We start from the raw sequence: 23,854 nt of genomic DNA, 5'->3' as shown, positions 1-23,854 counted from the left end.
GGGGCTGGACGCAGCGTTCAGGCCTCGGCCGTCGCCTCGTCAGTCAGGTGCGGTGCATCAGCAAGATTGCGCAACAGCACCGCCATGATCAGCACCAGCGCTGTTGCAATGCCGACGCCGGAGTAGACCAGAAGGCTGGTCCAGACGGAATGGCCCAGTACAACAAGGCTGAACAGCGCCGAGAAGAAACCGGTCAGCGTTCCCATCATGATGCCTGCAAGTGCCATGTCTTCTCCTGTTTCCGGACAGATCGACGTAAGGAAGATACCTCAGCCCGTGTCTCTCACTACAGACAATAGTCCTTAAGATTTTGTTTAAATCTGGATGGGTCTGCGGCGAAGCTGTGGAAAATCCACGGCAGGGAGTGGGGCGGTTGGGCATCTGGCCCTGCGTTTTGCTGGCTTTTATAGCTCTGACCGCGCCAGACTTTCCCCGCGGCAAGGCGCTTTCGCACCTCCCTAGGTCAGACCCGGGCCTGCCATATTGACAGGCCCGGCTGAGGTTTAACGCACAAACTTCTTGTGTTTCAGGCGCTTGGGTTCCAGCGCGTCGGCGCCAAGGCGGCGTTTCTTGTCTTCTTCGTAATCTTCGAAGTTGCCCTCGAACCACTCCACATGGGCATCGCCTTCAAAGGCGAGGATGTGGGTACAGATCCGGTCAAGGAAGAAACGGTCGTGCGAGATGACAACCGCGCAGCCCGCGAAATCCACCAGTGCGTCTTCGAGGGCGCGCAGGGTTTCCACGTCCAGATCGTTGGTCGGTTCGTCAAGCAGCAGCACGTTGCCGCCTTCTTTCAGGAGCCGGGCCATGTGCACGCGGTTGCGCTCACCACCGGATAGCAGGTTCAGCTTTTTCTGCTGATCGCCGCCCTTGAAGTTGAAGGAGGAGCAATAGGCGCGCGAGTTCACCTGTGCATCGCCCAGTTCAATGATCTCGGCGCCACCGGAAATTGCTTCCCAGACGGTTTCATTGTCATTGAGATCATCGCGCGACTGATCGACGTAGGAGAGCTTTACGGTATCGCCGAATTCGACGGTGCCATCGTCGGGCTGTTCCTGCCCGGTCAGCATGCGGAACAGAGTCGATTTACCGGCGCCGTTGGGGCCGATCACGCCGACGATGCCGCCGGGCGGCAGCGAGAAGTCCAGCCCTTCGATCAGCTGCTTGTCACCATAGTGTTTGGACAGACCGTGGACCTCGATCACCTTGGAGCCAAGGCGCGGACCATTGGGGATGACGATCTGGGCGCGGCCGACCTTTTCGCGTTCGGACTGGTTTGCCAGCTCGTTATAGGCGGCGATACGGGCCTTGGATTTGGCCTGACGTGCCTTCTGACCCTGACGCATCCATTCCAGTTCGCGCTCCAGCGTTTTCTGCTTGGATTTGTCTTCGCGGGCTTCCTGCTCCAGCCGTTTGGCCTTTTGCTCCAGCCAGCTGGAATAGTTGCCTTCCCAAGGCACACCGGCGCCGCGGTCCAGCTCCAGAATCCAGCTGGTGATGTCATCGAGGAAATAACGGTCGTGGGTGACGCAGAGGATTGTGCCTTTGTAATCAATGAGGTGCTGTTGCAGCCAGGCGATTGTTTCGGCATCGAGGTGGTTGGTCGGTTCGTCGAGCAGCAGCATGTCGGGCGCTTCGAGCAGCAGTTTGCACAGGGCGACCCGGCGTTTTTCACCGCCCGAGAGGGTTTTCACATCTGCGTCATCCGGCGGGCAGCGCAGCGCCTCCATCGACACGTCAATCTGGCTGTCCAGATCCCAAAGGTTCTGGGCGTCGATCTCGTCCTGCAGCTTGGCCATTTCCTCGGCTGTCTCGTCCGAGTAGTTCATCGCCAGTTCGTTGTAACGGTCCAGAATGGCTTTCTTTTCCGCAACACCCAGCATGACGTTTTCACGCACGGTGAGGCTTTCGTCCAGCTGCGGTTCCTGCGGCAGGTAGCCCACTTTGGCGCCTTCTGCGGCCCAGGCCTCACCGGTGAAATCCTTGTCGATCCCGGCCATGATGCGCAGCAGAGTCGATTTACCGGCGCCGTTGACGCCGACGACACCGATCTTCACGCCGGGCAGAAAGGACAGGTGGATGTTTTCAAAGCATTTCTTGCCACCGGGGTAGGTCTTGGAGACCCCCTGCATGTGGTAGACGTATTGATAGGCGGCCATGTGACTGCTCCATAATCGGGGAAATTCGCTGCCCGGTGTGATAGCGGATGGGCAGGGAAGGAGCAATCGGGTAGGCGCGCGGGGCTGTGGCCCTGACGCGCACAGCATCTTGGAGGTGTGCATAAACCATCAGTGCAACGCTCTAATGCGCGGTTTGCCTCACCTGGGAAGGACCCGCGTCCGAACCGAGGGGCGCAGCCAATTGATTTCCCCGCAGAACTATGCGCATCAAGCGATCGATGACCTGTGGATTTCCATATCTTCGCCCCGGCATGCGCGTGGGGCTGCTTGGCGGCTCCTTTGATCCGCCGCATCGGGGGCATGTACAGATCAGTCTTGCGGCGCTGAGACGTTTTAATCTGGACCGGATGCTCTGGCTGGTCTCTCCGGGCAATCCTCTCAAATCCCGTGCCCCGGCCACGCTGGAGCGGCGGGTCGCGGCGGCGCGGGAGATGATGCAGCATCCGCGGATCGAGATCAGCGATATCGAGGCGCGCCTTGGCACGCGTTACACGGCGGAGACCCTGCGGCATCTGCGGGCGCGTTATCCCGGCGTGCGATTTGTTTGGCTGATGGGGGCGGACAACCTCACCCATTTTCACCGCTGGAAGGACTGGCGAGAGATCCTTGAGACGGTGCCGGTCGGGGTGCTGGCGCGCCCCGGCGACCGGATCTCGGCGCGGCTGTCTCCGGCTGCGAAGATCTATGGGCAATACCGGCTGAAAAGCAGCCAGAGCCACCTGCTGGCCGGGGCCGAGACTCCTGCCTGGTGTTTCCTCAATGTGCCCATGGTCGATACCAGTTCGACGGAAATCCGCGCACGAGGGGACTGGTCAGCGACGTAGGCTGGCCGAGGCAATCCCGGCGCTGATCACCACCAGAAGCCCGGCCCATGTTAGAAGTTCCGGCAACTGGCCGAAGACAGCCCAGCCCAGCAGCACCGCCGCGATCAGCTGGAAATACACCGTGGGGGCCAGACGCGAGGCCTCGCTCCGGCTATAGGCATAGAGCAAGAGTAGGTTCCCCAGCATGGAAAAGGTCGCGCTTCCGACGGTCAGCGCGGCGGTGGACAGGGTCACCTCGGGCAGGTTGGAAAGGCCCAGGGGCAACAGGAACAGCGCGCTGAGCAGGAGCTGGGTGAAGCTCAACTCGACCGGTTTGCCGACATGGGCCAGCCAGCGCGACGCCGTCAGGAAACAGCCGTAGAAACAACCCGCCAGAACCGCATACATCAGATTGGCCGAGCCACCGAAGCCGGGGCGGACCACCAGAAGCACACCGCAGAAGCCCGCGCCCATCAAGATTGCGCGCAGCGGCGTGGTACTTTCCCGCAAAAGGGTCACGGACAGTACATAGCTGATCACCGGCCCGATGAAGAAGGCGGCAAAGACATCGGCGATCGCCTCGGTCTGCAGGGCCGTCTGGATCGACAGGATACCGCCGGTAATGAGGCTCGCACGCAGCCAGATCCGCCAGTCCTTCAGCAGGCGCAGGCAGCCCCGGGGGGCAAAGGGCAGCACCAGCAGCGCACCGATGGCAAAACGGGACCAGGCCACGAACCCGGGTGTTGCCAGACCGCTGCTGGTCAATAACTTCCCGCAAAGATCCCCGGCGGGGATCATTGACATGGCGATGAACATGATAGTGACTGCTTGGAACATGGGGGCCAGCGGTAGCAGGCAGGGCACGGAGGCGAAACAGAAAAAGCCGCCCGGGTTTGTCGTTTGGCAGTTTTTATAAGACACTGACAGATATGATATCGCGACGAAAATTCCTTGGCGCCGGGATGGCGGCGCTAGCAGGATCGGCAAGCTGGGCCAATGCGCCGACGATGTCCCTGCGTCCTGTAGCTCGGAAAAAGGTACTTGCCGGAGCAGCGGCTGCGGATCTGGAGGCGATCCTGGCGGGCTCTGGCCTGCAGGGCAAGGTTGCCTGCGCGGTGGCGGATGTCAAAACCGGGGCGCGGCTTGAATCGCAAGCGGGCGCGGCCGGGCTGCCGCCGGCCAGCGTCGCAAAAACCCTGACGGCGCTTTATTCGCTGGATGTGCTGGGGGCTGAACACCGGTTTACCACCCAGGTTCTGGCCGCAGGCCAGATCCGCAGTGGCGTGCTGCATGGTGATCTGATCCTTGCTGGTGGCGGCGATCCGATGCTGAACACCGACCATCTGGCGCAGCTGGCGCGTAGCATGAAGGCCGCGGGCCTGCGTGAGGTGCGTGGCGATTTCAAAGTCTGGGATGGCGCCTTGCCACAGGTGCAGTCGATCGATCCGGAGCAGCCGGATCACGTGGGTTACAGCCCGGCGGTGTCTGGCATCGCGCTCAATTTCAACCGTGTTCATTTCGAATGGAAACGCGGGGCCAAGGGCTGGTCCGTCAGCATGGATGCCCGCACCGAGAAATACCGCCCCGAAGTTGCCATGGCGCGCATGGCGGTGAAGAACCGCGCCCTGCCGGTCTATACCTATGTGGACCGGGGCGGCGCCGATACCTGGACCGTGGCCAGTCAGGCGCTGGGCAATGGTGGTTCGCGCTGGTTGCCGGTGCGGCGCCCGGCGGAATATGCGGGCGATGTGTTCCGGACCCTGGCGCGGTCGCACGGTATTGCCCTGCGCAAGTCCAAGGTCACGCAGAGCCTGCCGCAGACGCAGGTTCTTGCCCAGCATCAGAGCCCGCCGCTGAGTGTGATGCTGAAGGCGATGCTGAAGTATTCCAACAATCTGATGGCTGAAATGATCGGCATGTCGGCGACAGCAGCAGCGGGCAAGCGTCCCGGATCGCTGCGGCAGTCCGCTGCCCAGATGAGCGATTGGGCAGCGCGTAAATACGGTATGAAAGACAGCCGGTTGGTGGATCATTCGGGCCTTGGCGATGCCTCGCGGATGACGCCGGATGATCTGGTCACGGTGCTGATCGCGGCCCATGGGGCAGGGCAGCTGAAGCCCCTGCTGAAACCGTTTCCGATGAGGGACCGCAAAGGGCGGGTCTTGAAATCTCATCCCATCAAAGTGCTGGCCAAGACCGGGACCCTGAATTTCGTCTCAGGGCTGGGCGGCTTCATGACCGCTGCCGACGGCACCGAGCTGGCCTTTGCGATCTTTGCTGCTAACACCACGGCCCGGTCACGGATCAAACGCGCCGACCGGGAGCGCCCGCCAGGCGCGCGTGGATGGAACCGCAAGGCGAAAGCGCTGCAACAGATGCTGATCGAGCGCTGGGGCAGCGTTTACGGAAGTTGACACTGGGGCCTTCCCAAAAGGCCGATGGTGTCCCGCTTACAATGAAAAACGCGGCCCCTATTGGGCCGCGTTTTTATTATCCTTGAGGAGTGGGCGGGGATCAGAAGTCTTCCCAGCCTACCGCCACTTTCGCAGGCGGCTCGTCCGCAAAGAAATCGTCGTTCTCGCTGCCGGGTGCCGGGTGGGCCGAAGGCGCGGGCATCGTTGCTATGCTGGCCACGGGGCGACGACCGCCCCCGGTGTTGAAGACCGAGACATGCCGGGCCAGTTCGTTGGCATCGTTGCGCAGGATCTGGGCTGCGGCGGTTGCCTCTTCGACCATGGCGGCGTTGTGCTGGGTGACCTGATCCAGCTGGGTGACGCCGGTGTTGATCTCGGCCAGTGTTGTCGACTGTTCCCGTGCGCCGCCGGCGATCTCGGAGATATGGCCGGAGATGGTGCCGACGCGGTCGATGATCTTCTTCAGCTCGTCACCGGCCTTGCCGACAAGATCAACGCCCTTGTTCACATGCTGGGAACTTTCGGCGATGAGGCCCTTGATCTCCTGAGCAGCATCCGAGGAACGCTGCGCCAGGGCACGCACTTCCGAGGCAACGACGGCAAAGCCACGGCCTGCTTCGCCTGCACGGGCGGCTTCCACCCCGGCGTTCAGCGCCAGAAGGTTGGTCTGGAAGGAGATATCGTCAATGACCGAGATGATCTGCGAGATCTTTTCGGAAGAGGTTTCGATCTGGGACATCGCGTTGACCGCATCGGTCACCACCTTGCCGCTTTGCTCGGCGGTGGATTTCGCCTCGGTCACGATGGTTTCAACTTCCTTGGCGCCATCGGCAGCGGAGCGGACGCTGACGGTCAGCTCTTCCATGGCCGCTGCAGTCTCCTCCAGCGTGGCCGCCTGGCTTTCGGTGCGCTGCGACAGATCGCTGGACGACTGGCTGATTTCCTCGGAGTTTTCCCGGATGCGGGTCGAATTGTCGATCACCGCGTCGATGATGCCGACCATTTTTTCCACGGTGGCATTGTAGTTCTGGCGCAGGCTTTCGTATTCGGTGGCAAAGGGCGTGTCGATGGTCTTGCTCAGATCGCCTTCGGACATGTCCTGCAGCGCCACGTTCAGCGTCTCGACGACCTTTTTCTGCTCAGCCTGGGCCACCTTGCGCTGCTCTTCCACCTCACGGGCGGCGGCCAGTTGGGACTTCAAATGATCCAGCGTCTGGGCAATCCGGCCGATTTCGTCGCGGCGGTCCAGGTGGCTGACTTCGGTGTCGTAATCGCCGTCGGCAATCACGTCGATCGACTTGGTGACACTGCTGAGCGGGCGCGACAGGATAGAGCGCAGTGCAAAGACCGATAGTGTACACATGATCACAAACGCGGCGATCGCGAAGACCATGGACATCATTTCGTCAAAGGCGGCTTCGGCAAAGGCCACCTCGGGCGACCAGAGCATTGCGACAGAGCCTACAATGACGGATCCATCGGCCCCGGCCGTCGCGGGAGCAGCAACATAGTAACCGTCCGCCGACATTTCCGTCTGACCAGACTGGGCCGAGGCATGGCCGAGCTCGCTCAGCTTTGCCAGGTCGGCTTCGCTGATTTCTCCTCCGGTTGCAACGACCTTGCCATCCTTGTTTACGGCAACCCCTGCCAGGGCGCGGCCATCGGACAGTTCGATCAGTTTCTCGATATCAGCCGACAGCCGGTCCGAGTCCCCAAACCGGATGGCGCCGCCACTGCGGGCTGCCACGGTGATTGTGACCCCGCTGCCCAGCGTGCGAACGCCCTTTTCAACGGCGGCCTTGAAGGTCTTCTCGTTCTTGTAGGTCAGCGATCCGGCTACCACCAGAGTGGTTGCCGCGATCAACAGGCAGCATTTCATGAATACCGACATGCCTTTGAACAGGGATATCGAGGGAAGACGGACTTTCATTTGTGCACCTTTCGATCTTTTGCAGTGCGTGGAACGCGCTGGATTACATCAGCGATTCAGCGTCAACAGCCACCGTCATTGCTCCGATCGGAGCGCCGGTTGCGGGATCCACAATGGTAAGCGAGATTTGCGCCTGATAGCTTTGGGTAGATGCATCAAGCTCGACATCCCCGAAGTGCGCGGCATCCGGGCCGACGGGGTAGGTCTGCTGGAACTTGGCCTCGTCGCCTTGCCACATGTCAGAGGTCGCCGCCGAGGCAGCCACGTTCAGCCCATGGGCATCCATGACGAAAACTTCGGTGATCTGGCCACCCGATTTCACCACCTGCTCGCGCAGGAAGTCGGCGGCGGCATTCTCTAGCACAGGCGTGATCGTCGGTGTGGAGGCGGTCCCCACTTCGGCGCGCCAAGCTGTGTCCATGGCATCGATCTGAGCCTGCGAATAGCCGGAAGTCCGGGCGTTTTGCCCGTTGATGGCATCAATCAGAACCGGGGCGGTTGCCCAGTCACGGATGCTATTTTCCAGATACGCTTTCATGCTTGGCTCAAAGTCGTTGGCCCAGACGGGCGACAGAACAAGGGAAAACAGGGCGGAACAGGTAACTATACGCATTGGATACTCTTTGCTGTGATTTAGGTCGGGATGCAGACCATGATCGACGCTAGGTCCAAGGGTTTACGGATGAATTAACGGTGCAGTGAGGGTCCCGGGCGGCCTTTGGGCCAGGTTTTGAAGGGAAATTCTGCGTTGCAGCGACTGATCAGGGGCGTGCCTGCGAAATGCAGCAAGCCTCTGAATTACATTCAAAATCACGATTGTGTGACAGGGCGCAGTAAGGAAGACACAGCCTTGAAACAGGGGGAAGGGAGGCGTGCGCAGGCGGGCATTGGAGATAACAAGCTTAAAATTGTAAGTGTTATCTCGCGGTTTTCATGGCGTTTTTGATGGTTGAATATTGACGGCACAGGGGCGGCTACCCGCCGATTCCAGTCATGGCATCGCATTCTGCCTATGTCAGGCATCGCGAGCTTTCGATTGTTGGAAAAGTCATTGTGATCTGGACCGAACCGCGCGGCATTGAAGTTGCACTCTGCAAGCCCCTAATGTCACCGCATGATTGAGCTCAAAGACCTACAACTGCTGACGGCGCTGGCCCGACACCAGCATTTCGCCAAAGCTGCACAAGAATGCGGCATGTCGCAGCCTGCCTTCTCGATGCGGATCCGCAACCTGGAGGACAAGTTGGGCGTGTCCATCGTGCGGCGCGGCAATCGGTTTCAGGGTTTGACAGGCGAAGGCGAGCTGATCGTGGCGCGGGGCCGGTCGCTGCTGGATGACGCCCGGGCGCTGGAGCAGGAGATCGCGGCGGCCCGCGGGCAGGTTACTGGCACGCTGGATCTGGGTGTGGTGCCGACGGCCACCAGTTTCGCGGCGCGGTTGGTCAACCGGCTGCAACAAGCCCACCCGCGCATTCTAGCTCGAATCAACGTGATGTCTTCGGCGGCCATCCAGCAGCGTCTGTTCGAGGGAACGCTGGATGCGGGGCTCACGTATATGGACTCCATCGAACAAAATCTTGTGATCAGGCAGCCGCTTTACGACGAACGTTATGTGGTTCTGGCGCCGGTCGGCTTGGTGGCGCAGATCGCTCTGCAGGCGGGCGAGGGCGCCGGTGAAATCAGCTGGGCACAGGCTGCTGAACTGCCGCTGAGCCTCTTGGATCAATCGATGCAGAACCGGCGTATTCTGGATTGGATCTTTGCCGAGCAGGGGCTGAGGCCTGAGGTCCTGTCGGAATCCAGCGGCTTTATGTCCGCTATTATTATGGCGCGTGAGGGGCTTGTGGCTACCATCCTGCCGCAAGCGCTGGCCGATGCGCTGGGCCCGATCGAAGGAACCCGGGTGCTGCGGCTGGAGGCGCCGGAACAGGCGCGGCCGATCTGCATGGCCACGCTGGACCGCCAGCCCGAGCTGACCACGGTCCGGGCGCTGAGGGACGTGGTTGCCGCCTTTGAACAATAAGTCTTCGTTATCGTGCCTTATGAATATGCGATTTGACGATATTCACAGCTGATGAAATGCCAAAGCGCATGGCACCAGCGAAGTGGAGATCAACGTGGCACCGTTGGACAATAGCAAGGGCGTATGGAAATCCGGCAAGGGCAAGGGACGCAAAACCCCCAAGGGTCGTCAGCTTGACGATCAGGCCCACGAGGAAGTCTTGGCACTTCTGGGGGACCGCCCCCGCAATCGCGATCTTCTGATCGAATTCCTGCATCTCATCCAGGATGCGTATGGCTGTCTCAGCGCGGCGCATATCCGGGCGCTGGCCGAGGAAATGCGCACTGGTCAGGCCGAGATCTATGAGGTCGCCAGTTTCTACGCACATTTCGATGTGGTGAAGGAAGGCGAGACCCCGCCGCCTGCGCTGACCATCCGGGTTTGCGACAGCCTGTCCTGCGAACTGGCCGGTGCCCAGCAGCTGCAAAAAGCGCTGGAGGATGGGCTGGACCCGTCCGAGGTGCGTGTGCTGCGCGCGCCTTGCATGGGCCGTTGCGACACGGCGCCGGTGCTGGAGATCGGTCACAATCACATCGATCACGCCACTGCGGAAAAGGCGATTGCCGCCGTTCACGCCGGTGACACGCACCCGCAGATCCCTGATTACCAAACCTATGCCGAATATGTCGCCGATGGCGGCTATCGCATCCTTGCCGAGCTGCGCGCGGGCGGCGACTGGGAAGCGGTGCAGGACAAGGTGCTTGAGGCCGGTCTGCGCGGTCTTGGCGGCGCCGGTTTCCCCTCGGGTAAGAAATGGGGCTTTGTACGCGCCAATCCCGGTCCCCGCTATCTGGCCGTGAATGGCGATGAGGGAGAGCCCGGCACGTTCAAGGACCGTCACCATCTTGAGCGCGACCCGCATATGTTCCTTGAGGGCATGCTGATCGGCGCCTGGGCCGTCGAGGCCGAGAAAGCCTTTATCTATATGCGCGACGAATATCCGGCGGTGCTGGAAATCCTGCGCCGCGAGATCAAGGCGCTGGAAGATGCCGGTATTGTCGAGGAAGGCTATATCGATCTGCGCCGCGGGGCAGGGGCCTATATCTGCGGCGAAGAAAGCGCGATGATCGAAAGCATCGAAGGCAAGCGCGGTGAACCGCGCCACCGCCCGCCGTTTGTGGCGCAGGTGGGGATCTTTGGTCAGCCGACGCTCGTGCACAATGTCGAAACCCTCTACTGGGTGGCGCGCATCTGCCGGTTTGGCCCCGAAGTGCTGAATTCGGTTGAAAAGAACGGTCGCAAGGGGCTGCGCAACTACTCCGTCTCGGGCCGGGTCAAGAACCCCGGTGTTCATCTGCTGCCCGCAGGTTCCACCATCGCTGATATCATCGAGGCCGCGGGCGGTATGCTCGATGGCCACGCCTTCAAGGCCTATCAGCCGGGCGGTCCGTCCTCCGGTCTGTTGCCAGCGCATATGGACGATATCCCGCTCGATTTCGACACGCTGCAGCCGCATGGCACCTTTATCGGCTCCGCTGCCGTGGTGGTGCTGTCGGATCAGGATTCCGCCCGCGATGCGGCGCTGAACATGCTGCGCTTCTTCGAGGATGAGAGCTGCGGCCAGTGCACCCCCTGCCGAGCTGGCTGCGAAAAAGCGGTCAAGCTGATGCAGGCCGACAAGTGGGATCAGGGCCTGCTCGAAGAGCTGAGCCAGACGATGGTCGATGCCTCTATCTGCGGTCTGGGCCAGGCCGCGCCGAACCCGATCCGCCTGACCATGAAACATTTCCCGGAGGAGATCTGAGCATGATCCTTCAGTTGATGTTCCGCCCGGCGGATACCGCCGGGCAGCGCCCGACCAGCCCCCATGGGCGGGCGCTTCACGCCCACCCCGGGTCGGGCACTCCCCTATTCTCTTCTTCGCAAGCCAAGGAGATCTGAGCCATGTCGAAGCAAATTACCTTTACCCTCGACGGCGAACAGGTCACCGCAGAGGCGGGCATGACCATCTGGGAAGTCGCGAACGGTCGTGGCCTGAAGATCCCGCATCTGTGCCACAAGCCGCAGCCGGGCTACCGCCCCGACGGCAACTGCCGCGCCTGTATGGTGGAGATCGAAGGCGAGCGCACGCTCGCAGCTTCCTGTATCCGCGAACCCAGCGAAGGCATGGTGGTCACCACCAATAACGCGCGCGCCACAAACGCCCGTAAGATGGTGATGGAACTGCTGGTGGCCGACCAGCCCAAGCAGGAAGTGGCGCACGACAAGTCCTCGCACCTGTGGGACATGGCCGAGCTGAACGGGGTTTCGGAGTCGCGTTTCCCCAAGCTGGAAGAGGGCCGCATTCCGCTGCTCGACGACAGCCATGTCGCGATGAGCGTGAACCTCGATGCCTGCATCTCCTGCGGCCTCTGCGTACGTGCGTGCCGCGAAGTGCAGGTGAACGATGTCATCGGTATGGCCGGGCGTGGTCATGATGCCTATCCGACCTTTGATATCGCCGACCCGATGGGCGCGTCCTCTTGCGTGGCCTGCGGCGAATGCGTGCAGGCCTGCCCGACCGGCGCGCTGATGCCCGCCTCTGTGGTGGACGATGCGCAGGTGGGCGACAGCAAGGATTACGATTCCGAGACCGAGAGCGTCTGCCCCTTCTGCGGCGTCGGCTGCAAGGTCAGCCTCAAGGTGAAGGACGGCAAGGTCAAATACGTCGAGGGCATCAACGGCCCGGCGAACGAAGGCCGCCTCTGCGTGAAGGGCCGCTTCGGGTACGATTACATCCACCACCCGCACCGTCTGACCAAGCCGCTGATCCGCCGCGACGACGCGCCCGCCAAGGGGCTGAACGTCGATCCGGGCAACCTCTCCACCCATTTCCGCGAAGCGAGTTGGGAAGAGGCGCTGGATCTCGCGGCTAAGGGGCTGATGAAGCTACGCGACGAGGATCCGCGTAATGTCGCGGGCTTTGGCTCGGCGAAATGCACCAACGAAGAGGCCTATCTCTTCCAGAAGTTCATTCGCCAGGGCTTCAAGCACAATAACGTCGACCACTGCACCCGTCTGTGCCACGCCTCCTCGGTCGCGGCGCTGATCGAGAACGTCGGCTCCGGTGCGGTGACCGCCAGCTTCAACGAGATCGAAAACGCTGATGTGGCGATCATCATCGGTGCCAACCCGATCGAGAACCACCCGGTGGCGGCGACCTATTTCAAGCAGTTCACCAAACGCGGTGGCAAGCTGATCGTGATGGACCCGCGCGGCGTCGGCATGCGCCGCTTCGCGACCGAGATGCTGCAGTTCCGTCCCGGCGCGGATGTGTCGATGCTGAACGCGATCATGAACGTGATCGTCGAGGAAGAGCTTTACGACAGCCAGTACATCCACCGCTGGACCGACAACTGGGCCGCCGAGAAAGAGCATCTGCGCCAATTCACCCCTGAAAAGATGAGCGAGATCTGCGGCATCCCGCCGGAGCAGCTGCGCCGGGTGGCCCGGATGTTCGCTGGCGCGCAATCCGCGCTGATCTTCTGGGGCATGGGCGTCAGCCAGCACATCCACGGCACCGACAACTCGCGCTGCCTGATCAGCCTGGCGCTGATGACCGGCAACGTCGGGCGTCCCGGCACCGGCCTGCACCCGCTGCGCGGTCAGAACAACGTGCAAGGTGCCTCCGATGCCGGTCTGATCCCGATGTTCCTGCCGGATTACCAGACGGTGACGAGCGACGCGGTGCGCAGCTCCTTTACCGATGTCTGGGGCGGCGGCGACTTCTCGAACGAGAAGGGTCTGACGGTGACCGAGATCGTCGATCAGGTCTATGCGGGCAATATCAAGGGCATGTACATCCAGGGTGAGAACCCGGCGATGTCCGACCCCGACGCGGATCACGCGCGGGAGGCCTTTGCCAAGCTGGAGCTGATGATCGTGCAGGATATCTTCCTGACCGAGACGGCGAACTTTGCCGATATCATTCTGCCTGCCTCGGCCCTCTACGAGAAGAACGGCACCGTTTCGAACACCAACCGGCAGGTGCAGCGGGTCCGCCCGGCTGTCACCCCTCCGGGTGACGCGCGCGAGGATTGGTCGATCACCGTCGATCTGGCGCAGCGGATCGGTCTGCCCTGGACCTATACCGATGTGTCCGAGGTCTTTGCCGAGATGAAGCTGAACATGAAGTCGCTCAACAACATCACCTGGGAGCGGCTGGAGAACGAGACCGTGGCCTACCCGTCGCTGTCGCCCGAGGATCCGGGCCAGTCGGTGGTGTTCGGCGATGGCTTCCCGCGTGCCGGTGGCAAGGCATTGTTCACACCCGCTGCCGTGATCGCGCCGGATGAGGCGCCGGATGCGGAATATCCGATGATCATGACCACCGGCCGTCAGCTGGAGCACTGGCACACCGGGGCGATGACCCGCCGGTCGCTGGTGCTGGACGCGGTAGAGCCGGAAGCGAACTGCTCGCTGCATCCGAAGACGCTGCGCAAACTGGGTGTTGAACCCGGCGGCATGGTGCGTCTCTCCACCCGGCGCGGTTCGATCAAGATCATGGCGCGCGCCGACCGGGCCGTGTCCGAAGATATGGTCTTTGTGCCCTTCGCCTATGTCGAGGCGGCAGCCAATGTGCTGACCAACTCGGCGCTGGACCCCTACGGCATGATCCCCGAGTTCAAATTCTCGGCGGTTCGGGTCGAAAAGGCGGAAGAACAGATCGCGGCCGAGTAATCCAGCCAGATGAAGCTGTTCCCGGGCGCAATGTCATCCACATTGCGCCCGGTTTTATTTGTATGGGTCAGCCCAAGAGGGTGATGGCCCCGTTGCCCGCGGCCTGACGCAGGCCGTGCACTTCTTTCAACTCTTCATCGTTGATCCAGCCGAGCGCAGCCTCGGTGCTGTCGAATTCCAGAATCACGCCGACCCCGGTTTCGTCACGGGAGCCTTCAATCACCCGCTGCTGCGGGGAGGAGGTCACGACCCGCACCCCGTGTTTTGCAAGCGCGGCGCCTGCTTTTTCGCGATAGGCGGCAAAGCTGTCCGGGTTGGTGATGGGCAGATTGACATAGGCATAAACCATGATGCGTTTCCTTCTGTGGAGTGGTCGGGTTTGCGACCCGTGTTTCAACCCGTGCTGAATGCCCGGCAGTGTGGTGTAGAAAAACGCGTGAATTTCGACATCAGACATGCAAAAACGCACGCATGAAGATCACATGGGATGATATGCAGACCGTTCTTGCGCTGGTGCGCGGCGGCAATCTGGCCACTGCGGGCGCGCAGCTGGGGCTGACCTATACCACCGTGGCGCGCCGCATCCGCCGCGCCGAGGAGGCGCTGGGTCGTCCGTTGTTCGAACGCCGCCCCGAGGGCTATCACCCGACCGAAGAGGCGCATGAGATCGCTGCGGCCGCCGCCCGAATGGAGGCCGAGGAGCAGGCGGCGATGCGGCGCCTGTCGGGCCGGGCGCAGGATCTGAGCGGCCCTTTGAGCCTCACCGCGCCGCCCTTGCTGATCCAGACCTTTCTGGCGCCGCTGTTGGCAGAGTTCACGGCCGCGCACCCACAGTTGGAGTTGACCGTCAGGGCGGCCAATGGCGTTCTGGATCTCGCCCGGCGTGAGGCTGATCTGGCGCTCAGGATCAGTCGCCACCCGCAGGAGACGCTGGTGGGGCGCAAGCTTGCCGAACAGCAGAGCGGGTTTCTCGCGCTGCCCGAGATCGCCGAAGCGGCAGCGCGTGATCCGCAGGCGCCGCTGGATTGGGTGCTTTATGCGGGGCACGATGCGCCGCCCGCCGCCGCCAGCAAGATCCATCCCGATATACGGGTGCGGGCACGGCTTGATGATATGCCCAGCATGATTGCCGCGGCGCTGGCCGGAATGGGTGCCCTGCGCATGCCCGTCTTCCTTGGGCGCGCCTATCAGCAGTTGGTGCCGCTGCCGCATCTGCCGGTACAGCCCTACGCGCCGATCTGGTTGCTAAGCCACCGGGACCTGCAGGGATCGGCCAAGGTCACGGCGCTCAAGGGCATTCTGGAACCTTGGTTTCGAGACAACAGAACCCTGTTCTCATGCCTGCCCTGAGGCGCTAGCATCGCGGCAGATTTCAAAAAGGATTTCCCATGCCGCGCCGATTTGTCGATCTTTCCGTTGCTCTAGAAACAGGTATCCAGTCCGACCCAGAGATCATGCTGCCGCAGATCGAATACCTTTCTCACGATCAGACCGCTGAACAGGTGATGAGCTTTTTCCCGGGGCTGAAACGGGAGGATCTTCCCGGCGGTGAGGGCTGGGCGATCGAACGGCTGCAGATCGCCACCCACAACGGCACCCATCTGGATGCGCCCTATCACCATCATTCCACCATGAATGGCGGGGAGCGGGCGATCACCATCGACGAGGTGCCGCTGGAATGGTGCATGGCGCCGGGGGTAAAACTGGATTTCCGCCATTTCGACGATGGCTATGTGGTTACAGCCGCGGATGTGGAGGCCGAGCTGGACCGGATCGGCCACGAATTGCAGCCGCTTGATATCGTGGTGGTCAATACCTCGGCCGGGGAGCGCTATGGGCATCCCGATTACCTGGTGCGGGGCTGCGGCATCGGGCGGGAGGCGACGCTGTACCTGACCGAGCGGGGTGTGCGTGTCACCGGCACGGATGCCTGGAGCTGGGATGCGCCCTTTCCGCTGACGGCGCAGGAATACGCAAAATCGGGCGACCCGGCGATCATCTGGGAAGGGCACCGCGCCTCGATGGAGGTGGGCTATTGCCATATGGAGAAGCTGACCAACCTTGACCAGCTGCCGCCCACGGGATTCGAAATTTCCTGCTTTCCGTTCAAGATCAAGGGTGCCTCTGCCGGATTCATTCGGGCTGTGGCGATCTTCAACGACTAAGGAACAGCGCGCTGTTCAGCGATGGCGCGCCATGAAGCGGTCGATGTCCTTTTGCGCGGGCTTCTGGCCGGTGAAGACCTCCATATAGCCCGGCATCCGCGCCAGACGCTGGGCCGCGTCCTCGTGCACCTGCATCGAGATATAGCCGATCTGAGTGTAGATCATGGTGAGTGCGCGGATCTCGGCGTCCTCGGGATCATACCCGTACCGGATCAGCATATCGGTCATCGCCCTCTTGCGGCGAGCATCGGCCAGATCCAGTCGGGCCTGTAGCGACGGGTCGCTGCGCGCCCAGTTGCGGATCGCCAGATCCAGCCGGGAATCGAACAGATCCGGGTCTAGCCAGCAATCAAAGAGGTTGAACACCGCCTCGAACAGGTTCTCTGCATAGGCTTCGGTGCGGGCGACCAGATTGCCGGTGTTCTTGTCCTCCCAGTGGCGGATCATCGCCTCCAGCAGCGCCTCGCGATCCTTGAAATACCAGTAGAAACTGGTGCGCGAGACCCCCAGTTTTTTCGCCAGCGGCATGATCTTCACCGCGCCGACGCCATGGGCGGTCAGCTCTTCATAGGCGGCCATCAGCCAGGCATCCGCGCTGCTGGTCTGCTGGGAGAGATCTGCAAGGGTTTGAGAAGCGTTCATGGTATTTTGCATAACAGCGACATCCTCGTGACGCAATCGAAGTTGACGTATGTGATTATTGAATTGACACTTATGTCAACTGATGATGTCAATTCGATAAGAGGAGGTCGCACAGATGGCAGAGGTGGCAGTCAAATCGCGGGGTCGGCGGGCGCGCCGCAGCGCTGGGCGCACGGCAGAGCCGGGGCAGAACGAACACCTGCGCGTGCCCTATATCAGCCGCAGGATCCCCACCTATGACATCCTGTCCGAGGAGAGTCTTGCGCAGATCGAGGCCACCGCCGAGCGTATCATGTCCGAAATCGGACTGGAGTTCCGCGACGATCCCGAAACCGTTGCCCTGTTCCGCGCAGCGGGCGCCGCGGTGACCGATCTGACCGCCAGCAGCTGGAATCTGAAATTTGCCCCCGGCATGATCCGGGAGATTCTGAAAACCGCGCCCGCGCGATTTACCCAGCACGCCCGCAATCCTGCCAACTCGGTTGAGATCGGCGGCGATGCCATGGTGCTGGCGCCCTCTTACGGCTCTCCCTTCGTGATGGATCTGGACAATGGCCGCCGCTACGGCACCATCGCCGATTTCCGCAATTTCGTGAAACTGGCGCAGATGAGTCCCTTCCTGCACCATTCCGGCGGTACCATCTGCGAGCCGACAGATATTGCCGTCAACAAGCGGCATCTGGATATGGTCTATGCCCATATGCGCTATAGCGACCGGGCCTTCCTGGGTTCGATCACCGCGCCCGAGCGTGCCGAGGACAGCATCGAGATGTGCCGCATCCTGTTTGGTGCGGAGTTCGTCGATCAGAACTGCGTCATCATGGGCAATTTCAACACCACCTCACCGCTAGTGATCGATGGCGTCACCTCGCAGGGGATCCGTGCCTATGCGGCGGCGGGGCAGGGGTCGATCCATCTGCCCTTCCTGCTGGGCGGGGCAGTGGCGCCGCTGACTATGGCCGGGGCGCTGGCGCAATGCCTGGCCGAAACCATGGTGTCCTGCGCCATCACCCAGCTGGTGCGTCCCGGTGCCCCGACCATTCTGGGTTCCTTCATCAGTTCCATGTCGCTGCGGTCGGGCTCGCCCACCTTTGGCACACCGGAACCGGCGCTGGCCTCGCTGGCCATGGGGCAGCTGGCGCGTCGCCTGAAGCTGCCGCTGCGCTGCGCCGGGAATTTCTCAACCTCGAAACTGCCGGATGCGCAGGCGATGCAGCAGGCGATGATGTCGATGATGTCTGCGGTGCAATGCGGGGCCAATTACATCCTGCATTCGGCAGGTTTCCTCGACGGGCTTTTGTCGATGTCCTACGAAAAATTCATTCTCGATACGGACCTTTGCGGTGCGCTGCATGCCTATCTGAAAGGGTTCGAGGTCAACGAAGACACGCTCGGGTTCGACGCGCTGGCCGAAGGCGGCCCAGGGCAGCACCTGTTTTCCACCCAGCACACCCTGCGCCATTACCAGACCGCCTATTGGGATAGCGCGGTGGACGATCACCAGCCTTGGGAAACCTGGGATGAAAAGGGCAGCGTCGATGCGGCCTCCCGCGCCAACGCCCGCTGGAAGGCACAGCTGGCCGCCTATGAGGCGCCGGCCATGGACAAAGGTACGGATGAGGCGCTTCAGGCCTTTATCACCCAGAAGAAAGCCGAGGTGCCCGATGCTTGGTATTAAGTCCTGTACTGAGGCCTTTTCCTGAACCCGTTTCCGTTTCACCATTGACCCGACCACCCCGCAACAGATGCCCGCAAGGAGAGCGCCAAGATGTCCAATGATCCGCTTTTGCAGCCCTACAAACTGAAACACCTCACCCTGCGCAACCGGATCATGACCACCAGCCATGAACCGGCCTACCCCGAGGACGGCATGCCAAAGGAACGCTATGCCGCCTATCACGCCGAACGCGCCAAGGCGGGTGTGGCGCTGACCATGACGGCAGGATCGGCGGCGGTCTCCAAGGACAGCCCGCCGGTGTTCAACAACGTGCTGGCCTACAAGGACGAGGTGGTGCCGTGGATCCAGGCGCTGACCGACCGGGTGCACGAACACGGCGCGGCGGTGATGATCCAGCTGACCCATCTGGGGCGCCGCACCAACTGGAACAAGGGCGATTGGCTGCCTTCGGTCAGCTCCACCCGCCACCGCGAACCGGCGCACCGGGCCTTTCCGAAATTGGCGGAAGATTGGGATATCGAGCGCATCATCACCGATTTCGCCGATGCCGCCGAACGGATGAAGGCAGGCGGCATGGATGGCATCGAATTGCAGGTCTACGGGCACCTTCTGGATCAGTTCTGGTCGCCACTGACCAATGATCTGGACGGTCCCTATGGCGGGCAGAGTCTGGAAAGCCGCATGAAACTGCCGCTGGATGTGCTTCAGGCGGTGCGCGACCGGGTCGGGGACGATTTCATCGTCGGCCTGCGCTACACGGCGGATGAGGATCAGGCAGGTGGCATCACCCCTGAAGAGGGGCTCGAGATCTCCAAACGCCTGTCTGCCACCGGCATGGTGGATTTCCTCAATGTGATCCGGGGGCGCATCCATACCGATCCGGCGATGACTGACGTGATCCCGGTGCAGGGCATGGCCGCCGCGCCGCATCTTGATTTTGCCGGATCGGTGAAACAGGCCACCGGCATGCCCACTTTCCATGCCGCGCGCATTCCCGATGTGGCGACGGCGCGCCATGCGGTGGCCTCGGGGCTCTTGGATATGGTGGGGATGACCCGCGCCCATATGGCCGACCCCCATGTGGTGAAAAAGATCATGGAAGGGCGCGAGGAGGACATCCGGCCCTGCGTCGGTGCCACCTACTGCCTCGACCGGATCTATCAGGCGGGCGATGCCCTTTGTATCCACAACGCTGCCACCGGGCGCGAGCTGACCATGCCGCATGAAATCCCTGCGGCGACGCTAAAGAAGAAGGTCGTCATCGTCGGCGCAGGCCCTGCCGGATTAGAGGCAGCGCGTGTTGCCGCCGAGCGTGGTCATGACGTAACTGTGTTCGAGGCTGCCGCCGATCCCGGTGGGCAGGTCCTGCTGACGGCGCAAAGCCCGCGTCGGCGCGAGATGATCGGTATTATCGATTGGCGCATGGCCCAATGTGCGGCGCGTGATGTCACCTTCCACTTCAATACCTGGGCCGAGGCAGCGGATGTCACCGCCCACAACCCCGATGTGGTGATCGTCGCCACTGGCGGTCTGCTCAACGGCCACCTGTTCGAGGTCAAGGAGGAAGCTGCCAACGTGATTTCGGCCTGGGATCTGATTTCAGGCGATGTGAAGCCTGCGCAGAACGTGCTGATCTATGACGAAAGCGGCGATCACCCCGGCCTGATGGCGGCCGAGGCTGCGGTTGCCGCAGGCAGCACGGTCGAGGTGATGACCCCGGATCGTGTGTTCGCACCGGATATCATGGCGATGAACCTGGTGCCTTACATGCGTAGCCTTCAGGACAAGGATGTGCGCTTTACCGTGACGCGTCGTCTGCTCGATGTGGCGAAGAACGGCAATGTCCTGACCGCCACCATCGGCACCGATTACAGCGACCACAGTTATACCGCCGACTACGATCAGGTGGTGGTGAACTATGGCACCCTGCCGCTGGATGATCTCTACTTCGATCTGAAACCGCTCAGCCGCAATGGCGGTGAGCTGGATCACGAGGCGCTGATCGCAGGGAAGCCGCAACAGGTGGCGCGCAATGTAGATGGCACCTTCCAGCTGTTCCGGATCGGCGATGCGGTGTCTGCCCGCAACACCCATGCGGCGATCTATGACGCGCTGCGCCTGATGAAGGACATCTGATATGCGGATCGGTGTCATCGGCACCGGCACCATCGCGGGCGCGGTGGTGCGCGGCATTGCGGGCGACGGTCACCAGATCACGGTCTCCGAGCGCAGCACGGCTGTCTCTGCCGCGCTGGCCGATGCGTTTGAAAACGTGACCATCGCGCCGAACCAGCAGGTTCTGGACCAAAGCGATGTCATCTTTCTGGGGCTCATGGCCGGGGCCGCACCGGATATCCTCGCGCCGCTCACCTTTCGCGCGGATCAGCGGGTGATCTCCTTCATGGCGGGCGCGGATCTTGGGCAGGTGAGGGGGATGATCGCCCCCGCGCGGGCCTCGGCGGTGATGATGCCCTTTCCCGGCATCGCGCAGGGGGGATCCGGCATCATGGCGCTGGGCGATACCGATCTGGTCAATGAAATCTTTGGCACCCGCAACAGGGTCTTTGCCTTGAAGGACAGCGCGGAACTGGACGCCTACCTTTGTGCCCAGGCGGTGCTGTCGCCGGTGGCCCGCATGGTTGGCGATGCAGCGGATTGGCTGGGGGAGCGCGTTGCAGATCCGGCGCAGGGAGAGGCCTTCCTGCGGATGCTGGTGGCCACCAGCCTTGCCGAGACAGGCTGCGCCGATCTGATCGAAGCGCTGAACACTCCCGGCGGCTATAACCAGCGCCTGCGCCAGCATATGGAGGCCGCCGGGATCACCGGCGATCTGATGTCAGGACTGAACGACCTGGAGGGCTGAGCATTGAGCACCTTTCCGCACATCTTTCGCCCGGTGACCCTGCGCCACAGGACCCTGCGCAACCGTATCGTCTTTGGCGCCCATACCACCAACATGGCCCATGGCGGCCTGCCGGGGGAGGCGCATACGGCCTATTACCGCGAACGGGCGCTGGGCGGCGCGGCGATGATCGTGGTCGAGCCGATGCCGGTGCATGCCTCTGCGGTGCTGACGCGCGGGAATTTCCTCCATTCCAGCGATGAAGTGATCCCCCACTTCCGTCGCCTGACCGAGGCCAGCAAGGCCGAAGGCGCGGTGATGATCCAGCAGCTTTATCACGTCGGGGCGCACGGAGATCAGGACAATTCCTGGCACGCCGCCTGGTCGCCCTCGGGTGGGCCAAGTTACCACGACAGCGACGCCAGCCACATGATGAGCGAGGCCGAAATCGAGGAAACCATCGAAGGGTTCGTTCAGGCCGCGATCCGCTGCCAAAAGGCAGGGTTCGACGGGGTCGAGGTCTGGGCTGCCTATCATTGTCTGCTCGATCAGTTCTGGACGCCCTTTTCCAACCAGCGCGATGATCGCTGGGGTGGCAGTCTGGAAAACCGAACGCGCCTCTCGCGCACGATCCTGCACCGCATCCGCCGCGCCTGCGGCGAGGACTTTATCATCGGCCTGTCGGTCAATGACGAACCGGGGGTCGATATTGCTCTCAGCCGTGAAAGCATGGCCGAGATCGTCGCCCTGCACGACAGCGAAGGTGCCATGGACTATGTGACCGTCGGCTCCGGTTCCTATTTCGATTTCGCCCGGTTGCTGCCCAGCTTTCAGCACGGGGAGAAGCTGACCTCGGATCTAGCCGGAACGCTGAAGGGTGCTGTGCAGCAGGCCCTTGTGACATCCGAAAGTCATATCCGCACGCCGGAGAACGCCAATACCCTTTTGGGCGCGGGAGAGGCAGATCTGGTGTCCCTGGTGCGCGGCCAGATCGCCGATCCGCATCTTGTCGCCAAGGCAGAGACGGGCAGGGCAGAGGATATCCGGGGCTGCCTGTCCTGTAACCAGCAGTGTTGGGGGAGGCGCAGCCGGGATTACTGGATTTCCTGCCTGGTCAATCCATCCGCCGGGCGAGAGCATGACTGGGGCGGTGATCGCTTCAACCCGACGACCGATCCGAAAAAGGTGCTGGTGGTCGGCGGTGGCCCCGCCGGGCTGGAGGCTGCCCGGGTTGCGGCCGAGCGTGGCCACCACGTGACCCTGGCCGAGGCGGCTGCGCATCTAGGGGGGCAATTCCATCTGGCTGGTCTGCAGCCACGCCGGGGGCAGATTACCGATCTGATCAGCTGGTACGATCGCCAGCTCACTCGTCTGGGCGTTGATGTCCGGCTCAACACCTATATGGATGCGGAGGACATAAAGGGCGAGGGCGCCGATAGGGTGGTCCTGGCTACCGGCAGCCAGCCGACGGAGACCGGGTTCCAAAAGGCCCTACCGCATCTGGCCCACCTGCCGGGGATCGAACACGGCCACGTCTGGTCCGCCGAGGATGTGATGGCCCGCCGTGCCCGTCTGGGCCAGGAGGTGATCGTCCTGGATGAAGGCGGCAACTGGCGCGGCTGCGGCACCGCCTGGCGGCTGGCCGAAGACGGGCACCGGGTGACGCTGGTGACGCCGGACCCGATGGTGGGCAAGGAGCTGCAGCGTTCGGCCACGGATCTCCACCTCCGCCGCGCACTGGCGGAGTTGGGTGTCACCTTCGTGACCGAGGCCGCCATCGCAGGCTGGGACGGGCAGGGCGCGACGGTGACCTGCCTGCTGACCGGCTCGCAAAGGGCCATTCCGGCCGACGATTTGGTAATGGCGGTCCCGAACCATGCGGATATGTCTCTGCGGGACGAGTTGATCGGGCTGGGTGTTACGCCGCAACTCGTCGGTGATGCCGATGCGCCCCGGATGGCAGCGCAGGCAATTTTCGATGGTCGTCGAGTCGGTTTGGCCCTCTGACCGGCTCTCGTCCGGGCGATTCCCATCCGTTTCCAACCCGATTCAGGTGTGATTCAACGGTGCTCTGTGGATAACCCTGTGGAGGACTAAGCGTCCCTCGCCGAGTGTGGGGGGGAGGACCAGCAAATAGGAGAATGTACCGCTTAATCGCACATCGGGGCCAGATTTAAGTTTGGGCTAAGAATTTGATTTTGTTGAGTATTGCGAGAAATTTCCCGTTTTTTCGGTTTTTGTTGATTTTGGGGTTGCGGGTATTTGGAGTTAGGACTAGAACCCCCTTCACCGGCGGCGCTGAGGCGCTACGGGGCGCGGCGGAGACGCTGCTGACGGATCGGAAAGACGGTTGAGACGCTCAGGAGAGACTGAGCCATCTTTGAGGGTGAGGCAGGCGGGCGCGCTGAGAGATTGGCGCATCTGTTTGTTTTGGCCGCTGGGTGTTGCTCTTTGACATTGATAGATAACTGAAGAGATA

The 23,854-nt window shown here is 62.0% G+C and carries 19 protein-coding genes; 12 read left to right on the top strand and 7 right to left on the bottom strand.

Going from position 1 to position 23,854, the window contains the following annotated elements; translation table 11 throughout:
- Positions 1-17: 17 nt before the first annotated feature.
- Both SM766_RS05015 and ettA read right to left on the bottom strand, forming a co-directional pair.
- A complete protein-coding gene (locus SM766_RS05015; RefSeq protein WP_368947132.1) occupies positions 18-227 on the bottom strand; it encodes a hypothetical protein in 210 nt (69 codons plus the stop codon).
- 276 nt (positions 228-503) lie between these two features.
- Complete coding sequence (gene ettA, locus SM766_RS05010; RefSeq protein WP_065272781.1) at positions 504-2,159, bottom strand: energy-dependent translational throttle protein EttA; 1,656 nt, start codon at positions 2,157-2,159, stop codon at positions 504-506.
- A gap of 221 nt (positions 2,160-2,380) precedes the next feature.
- On the opposite strand from ettA, the gene SM766_RS05005 reads away from it, so the two are divergent.
- Entirely contained in the window at positions 2,381-3,004 is a 624-nt protein-coding gene (locus SM766_RS05005; protein ID WP_368947131.1) for a nicotinate-nucleotide adenylyltransferase, read from the top strand.
- On the opposite strand, the gene SM766_RS05000 is transcribed toward SM766_RS05005, so the two are convergent.
- Positions 2,993-3,799, bottom strand: a complete 807-nt coding sequence (locus tag SM766_RS05000; RefSeq protein WP_368947130.1) for a DMT family transporter — start codon at positions 3,797-3,799, stop codon at positions 2,993-2,995. The genes SM766_RS05005 and SM766_RS05000 overlap by 12 nt on opposite strands.
- A 113-nt stretch (positions 3,800-3,912) precedes the next feature.
- Between SM766_RS05000 and dacB the strand changes: the two genes are divergently transcribed.
- Positions 3,913-5,397, top strand: coding sequence for a D-alanyl-D-alanine carboxypeptidase/D-alanyl-D-alanine endopeptidase (gene dacB / locus SM766_RS04995; RefSeq protein ID WP_368947129.1), 1,485 nt, complete (start codon positions 3,913-3,915; stop codon positions 5,395-5,397).
- Positions 5,398-5,497: 100 nt separating this feature from the next.
- Here dacB and SM766_RS04990 read toward each other — a convergent pair whose 3' ends face one another.
- Both SM766_RS04990 and SM766_RS04985 read right to left on the bottom strand, forming a co-directional pair.
- Positions 5,498-7,327: a methyl-accepting chemotaxis protein gene (locus tag SM766_RS04990; RefSeq protein WP_065272784.1), complete on the bottom strand. Its 1,830-nt coding sequence runs from the start codon at positions 7,325-7,327 to the stop codon at positions 5,498-5,500.
- A 43-nt stretch (positions 7,328-7,370) separates the two neighbouring features.
- The gene (locus tag SM766_RS04985) at positions 7,371-7,940 is read right to left on the bottom strand and encodes a hypothetical protein (protein WP_065272785.1); all 570 of its coding nucleotides are present in this window, start codon (positions 7,938-7,940) and stop codon (positions 7,371-7,373) included.
- 501 nt (positions 7,941-8,441) lie between these two features.
- On the opposite strand from SM766_RS04985, the gene SM766_RS04980 reads away from it, so the two are divergent.
- From SM766_RS04980 to fdhF, 4 genes are all read left to right on the top strand, one after another.
- Positions 8,442-9,350, top strand: coding sequence for a LysR family transcriptional regulator (locus tag SM766_RS04980; protein WP_368947128.1), 909 nt, complete (start codon positions 8,442-8,444; stop codon positions 9,348-9,350).
- A 94-nt stretch (positions 9,351-9,444) separates the two neighbouring features.
- Positions 9,445-11,133, top strand: a complete 1,689-nt coding sequence (locus SM766_RS04975) for an NAD(P)H-dependent oxidoreductase subunit E (RefSeq protein ID WP_368947127.1) — start codon at positions 9,445-9,447, stop codon at positions 11,131-11,133.
- A gap of 2 nt (positions 11,134-11,135) precedes the next feature.
- The gene (locus SM766_RS04970; protein ID WP_368947126.1) at positions 11,136-11,270 is read left to right on the top strand and encodes a hypothetical protein; all 135 of its coding nucleotides are present in this window, start codon (positions 11,136-11,138) and stop codon (positions 11,268-11,270) included.
- 3 nt (positions 11,271-11,273) lie between these two features.
- Complete coding sequence (fdhF, locus tag SM766_RS04965) at positions 11,274-14,048, top strand: formate dehydrogenase subunit alpha (RefSeq protein WP_368947125.1); 2,775 nt, start codon at positions 11,274-11,276, stop codon at positions 14,046-14,048.
- A gap of 67 nt (positions 14,049-14,115) precedes the next feature.
- Here fdhF and SM766_RS04960 read toward each other — a convergent pair whose 3' ends face one another.
- Positions 14,116-14,397 carry a DUF1330 domain-containing protein gene (locus SM766_RS04960; RefSeq protein WP_065272788.1) on the bottom strand — a complete coding sequence of 94 codons (282 nt, stop codon included), beginning with the start codon at positions 14,395-14,397 and terminating at the stop codon, positions 14,116-14,118.
- A 122-nt stretch (positions 14,398-14,519) separates the two neighbouring features.
- On the opposite strand from SM766_RS04960, the gene SM766_RS04955 reads away from it, so the two are divergent.
- The gene (locus tag SM766_RS04955; RefSeq protein WP_368947124.1) at positions 14,520-15,398 is read left to right on the top strand and encodes a LysR family transcriptional regulator; all 879 of its coding nucleotides are present in this window, start codon (positions 14,520-14,522) and stop codon (positions 15,396-15,398) included.
- 38 nt (positions 15,399-15,436) lie between these two features.
- Positions 15,437-16,213 (top strand): cyclase family protein, encoded by a 777-nt coding sequence (locus SM766_RS04950; RefSeq protein ID WP_368947123.1) that lies wholly within the window; start codon positions 15,437-15,439, stop codon positions 16,211-16,213.
- A gap of 15 nt (positions 16,214-16,228) precedes the next feature.
- Here the strand turns inward: SM766_RS04950 and SM766_RS04945 are convergent, their stop codons facing one another.
- Positions 16,229-16,855 carry a TetR/AcrR family transcriptional regulator gene (locus tag SM766_RS04945; protein WP_368947122.1) on the bottom strand — a complete coding sequence of 209 codons (627 nt, stop codon included), beginning with the start codon at positions 16,853-16,855 and terminating at the stop codon, positions 16,229-16,231.
- Positions 16,856-16,970: 115 nt separating this feature from the next.
- On the opposite strand from SM766_RS04945, the gene SM766_RS04940 reads away from it, so the two are divergent.
- From SM766_RS04940 to SM766_RS04925, 4 genes are all read left to right on the top strand, one after another.
- A complete protein-coding gene (locus SM766_RS04940) occupies positions 16,971-18,533 on the top strand; it encodes a trimethylamine methyltransferase family protein (protein WP_368947121.1) in 1,563 nt (520 codons plus the stop codon).
- Between the two features lie 90 nt (positions 18,534-18,623).
- Complete coding sequence (locus tag SM766_RS04935) at positions 18,624-20,669, top strand: oxidoreductase (RefSeq protein ID WP_368947120.1); 2,046 nt, start codon at positions 18,624-18,626, stop codon at positions 20,667-20,669.
- Between the two features lies 1 nt (position 20,670).
- Complete coding sequence (locus SM766_RS04930; RefSeq protein WP_368947119.1) at positions 20,671-21,396, top strand: NAD(P)-binding domain-containing protein; 726 nt, start codon at positions 20,671-20,673, stop codon at positions 21,394-21,396.
- Positions 21,397-21,399: 3 nt separating this feature from the next.
- Positions 21,400-23,382 (top strand): oxidoreductase, encoded by a 1,983-nt coding sequence (locus SM766_RS04925; RefSeq protein ID WP_368947118.1) that lies wholly within the window; start codon positions 21,400-21,402, stop codon positions 23,380-23,382.
- Positions 23,383-23,854: the final 472 nt, after the last annotated feature.

The organism is Pseudophaeobacter sp. A-200-2, assembly GCF_041008815.1.
In the GTDB taxonomy this organism is placed as follows: domain Bacteria; phylum Pseudomonadota; class Alphaproteobacteria; order Rhodobacterales; family Rhodobacteraceae; genus Phycobacter; species Phycobacter gallaeciensis_A.
Note: the sequence above shows the minus strand (reverse complement) of the source record. Positions and strands in the feature narration are given on the sequence as shown.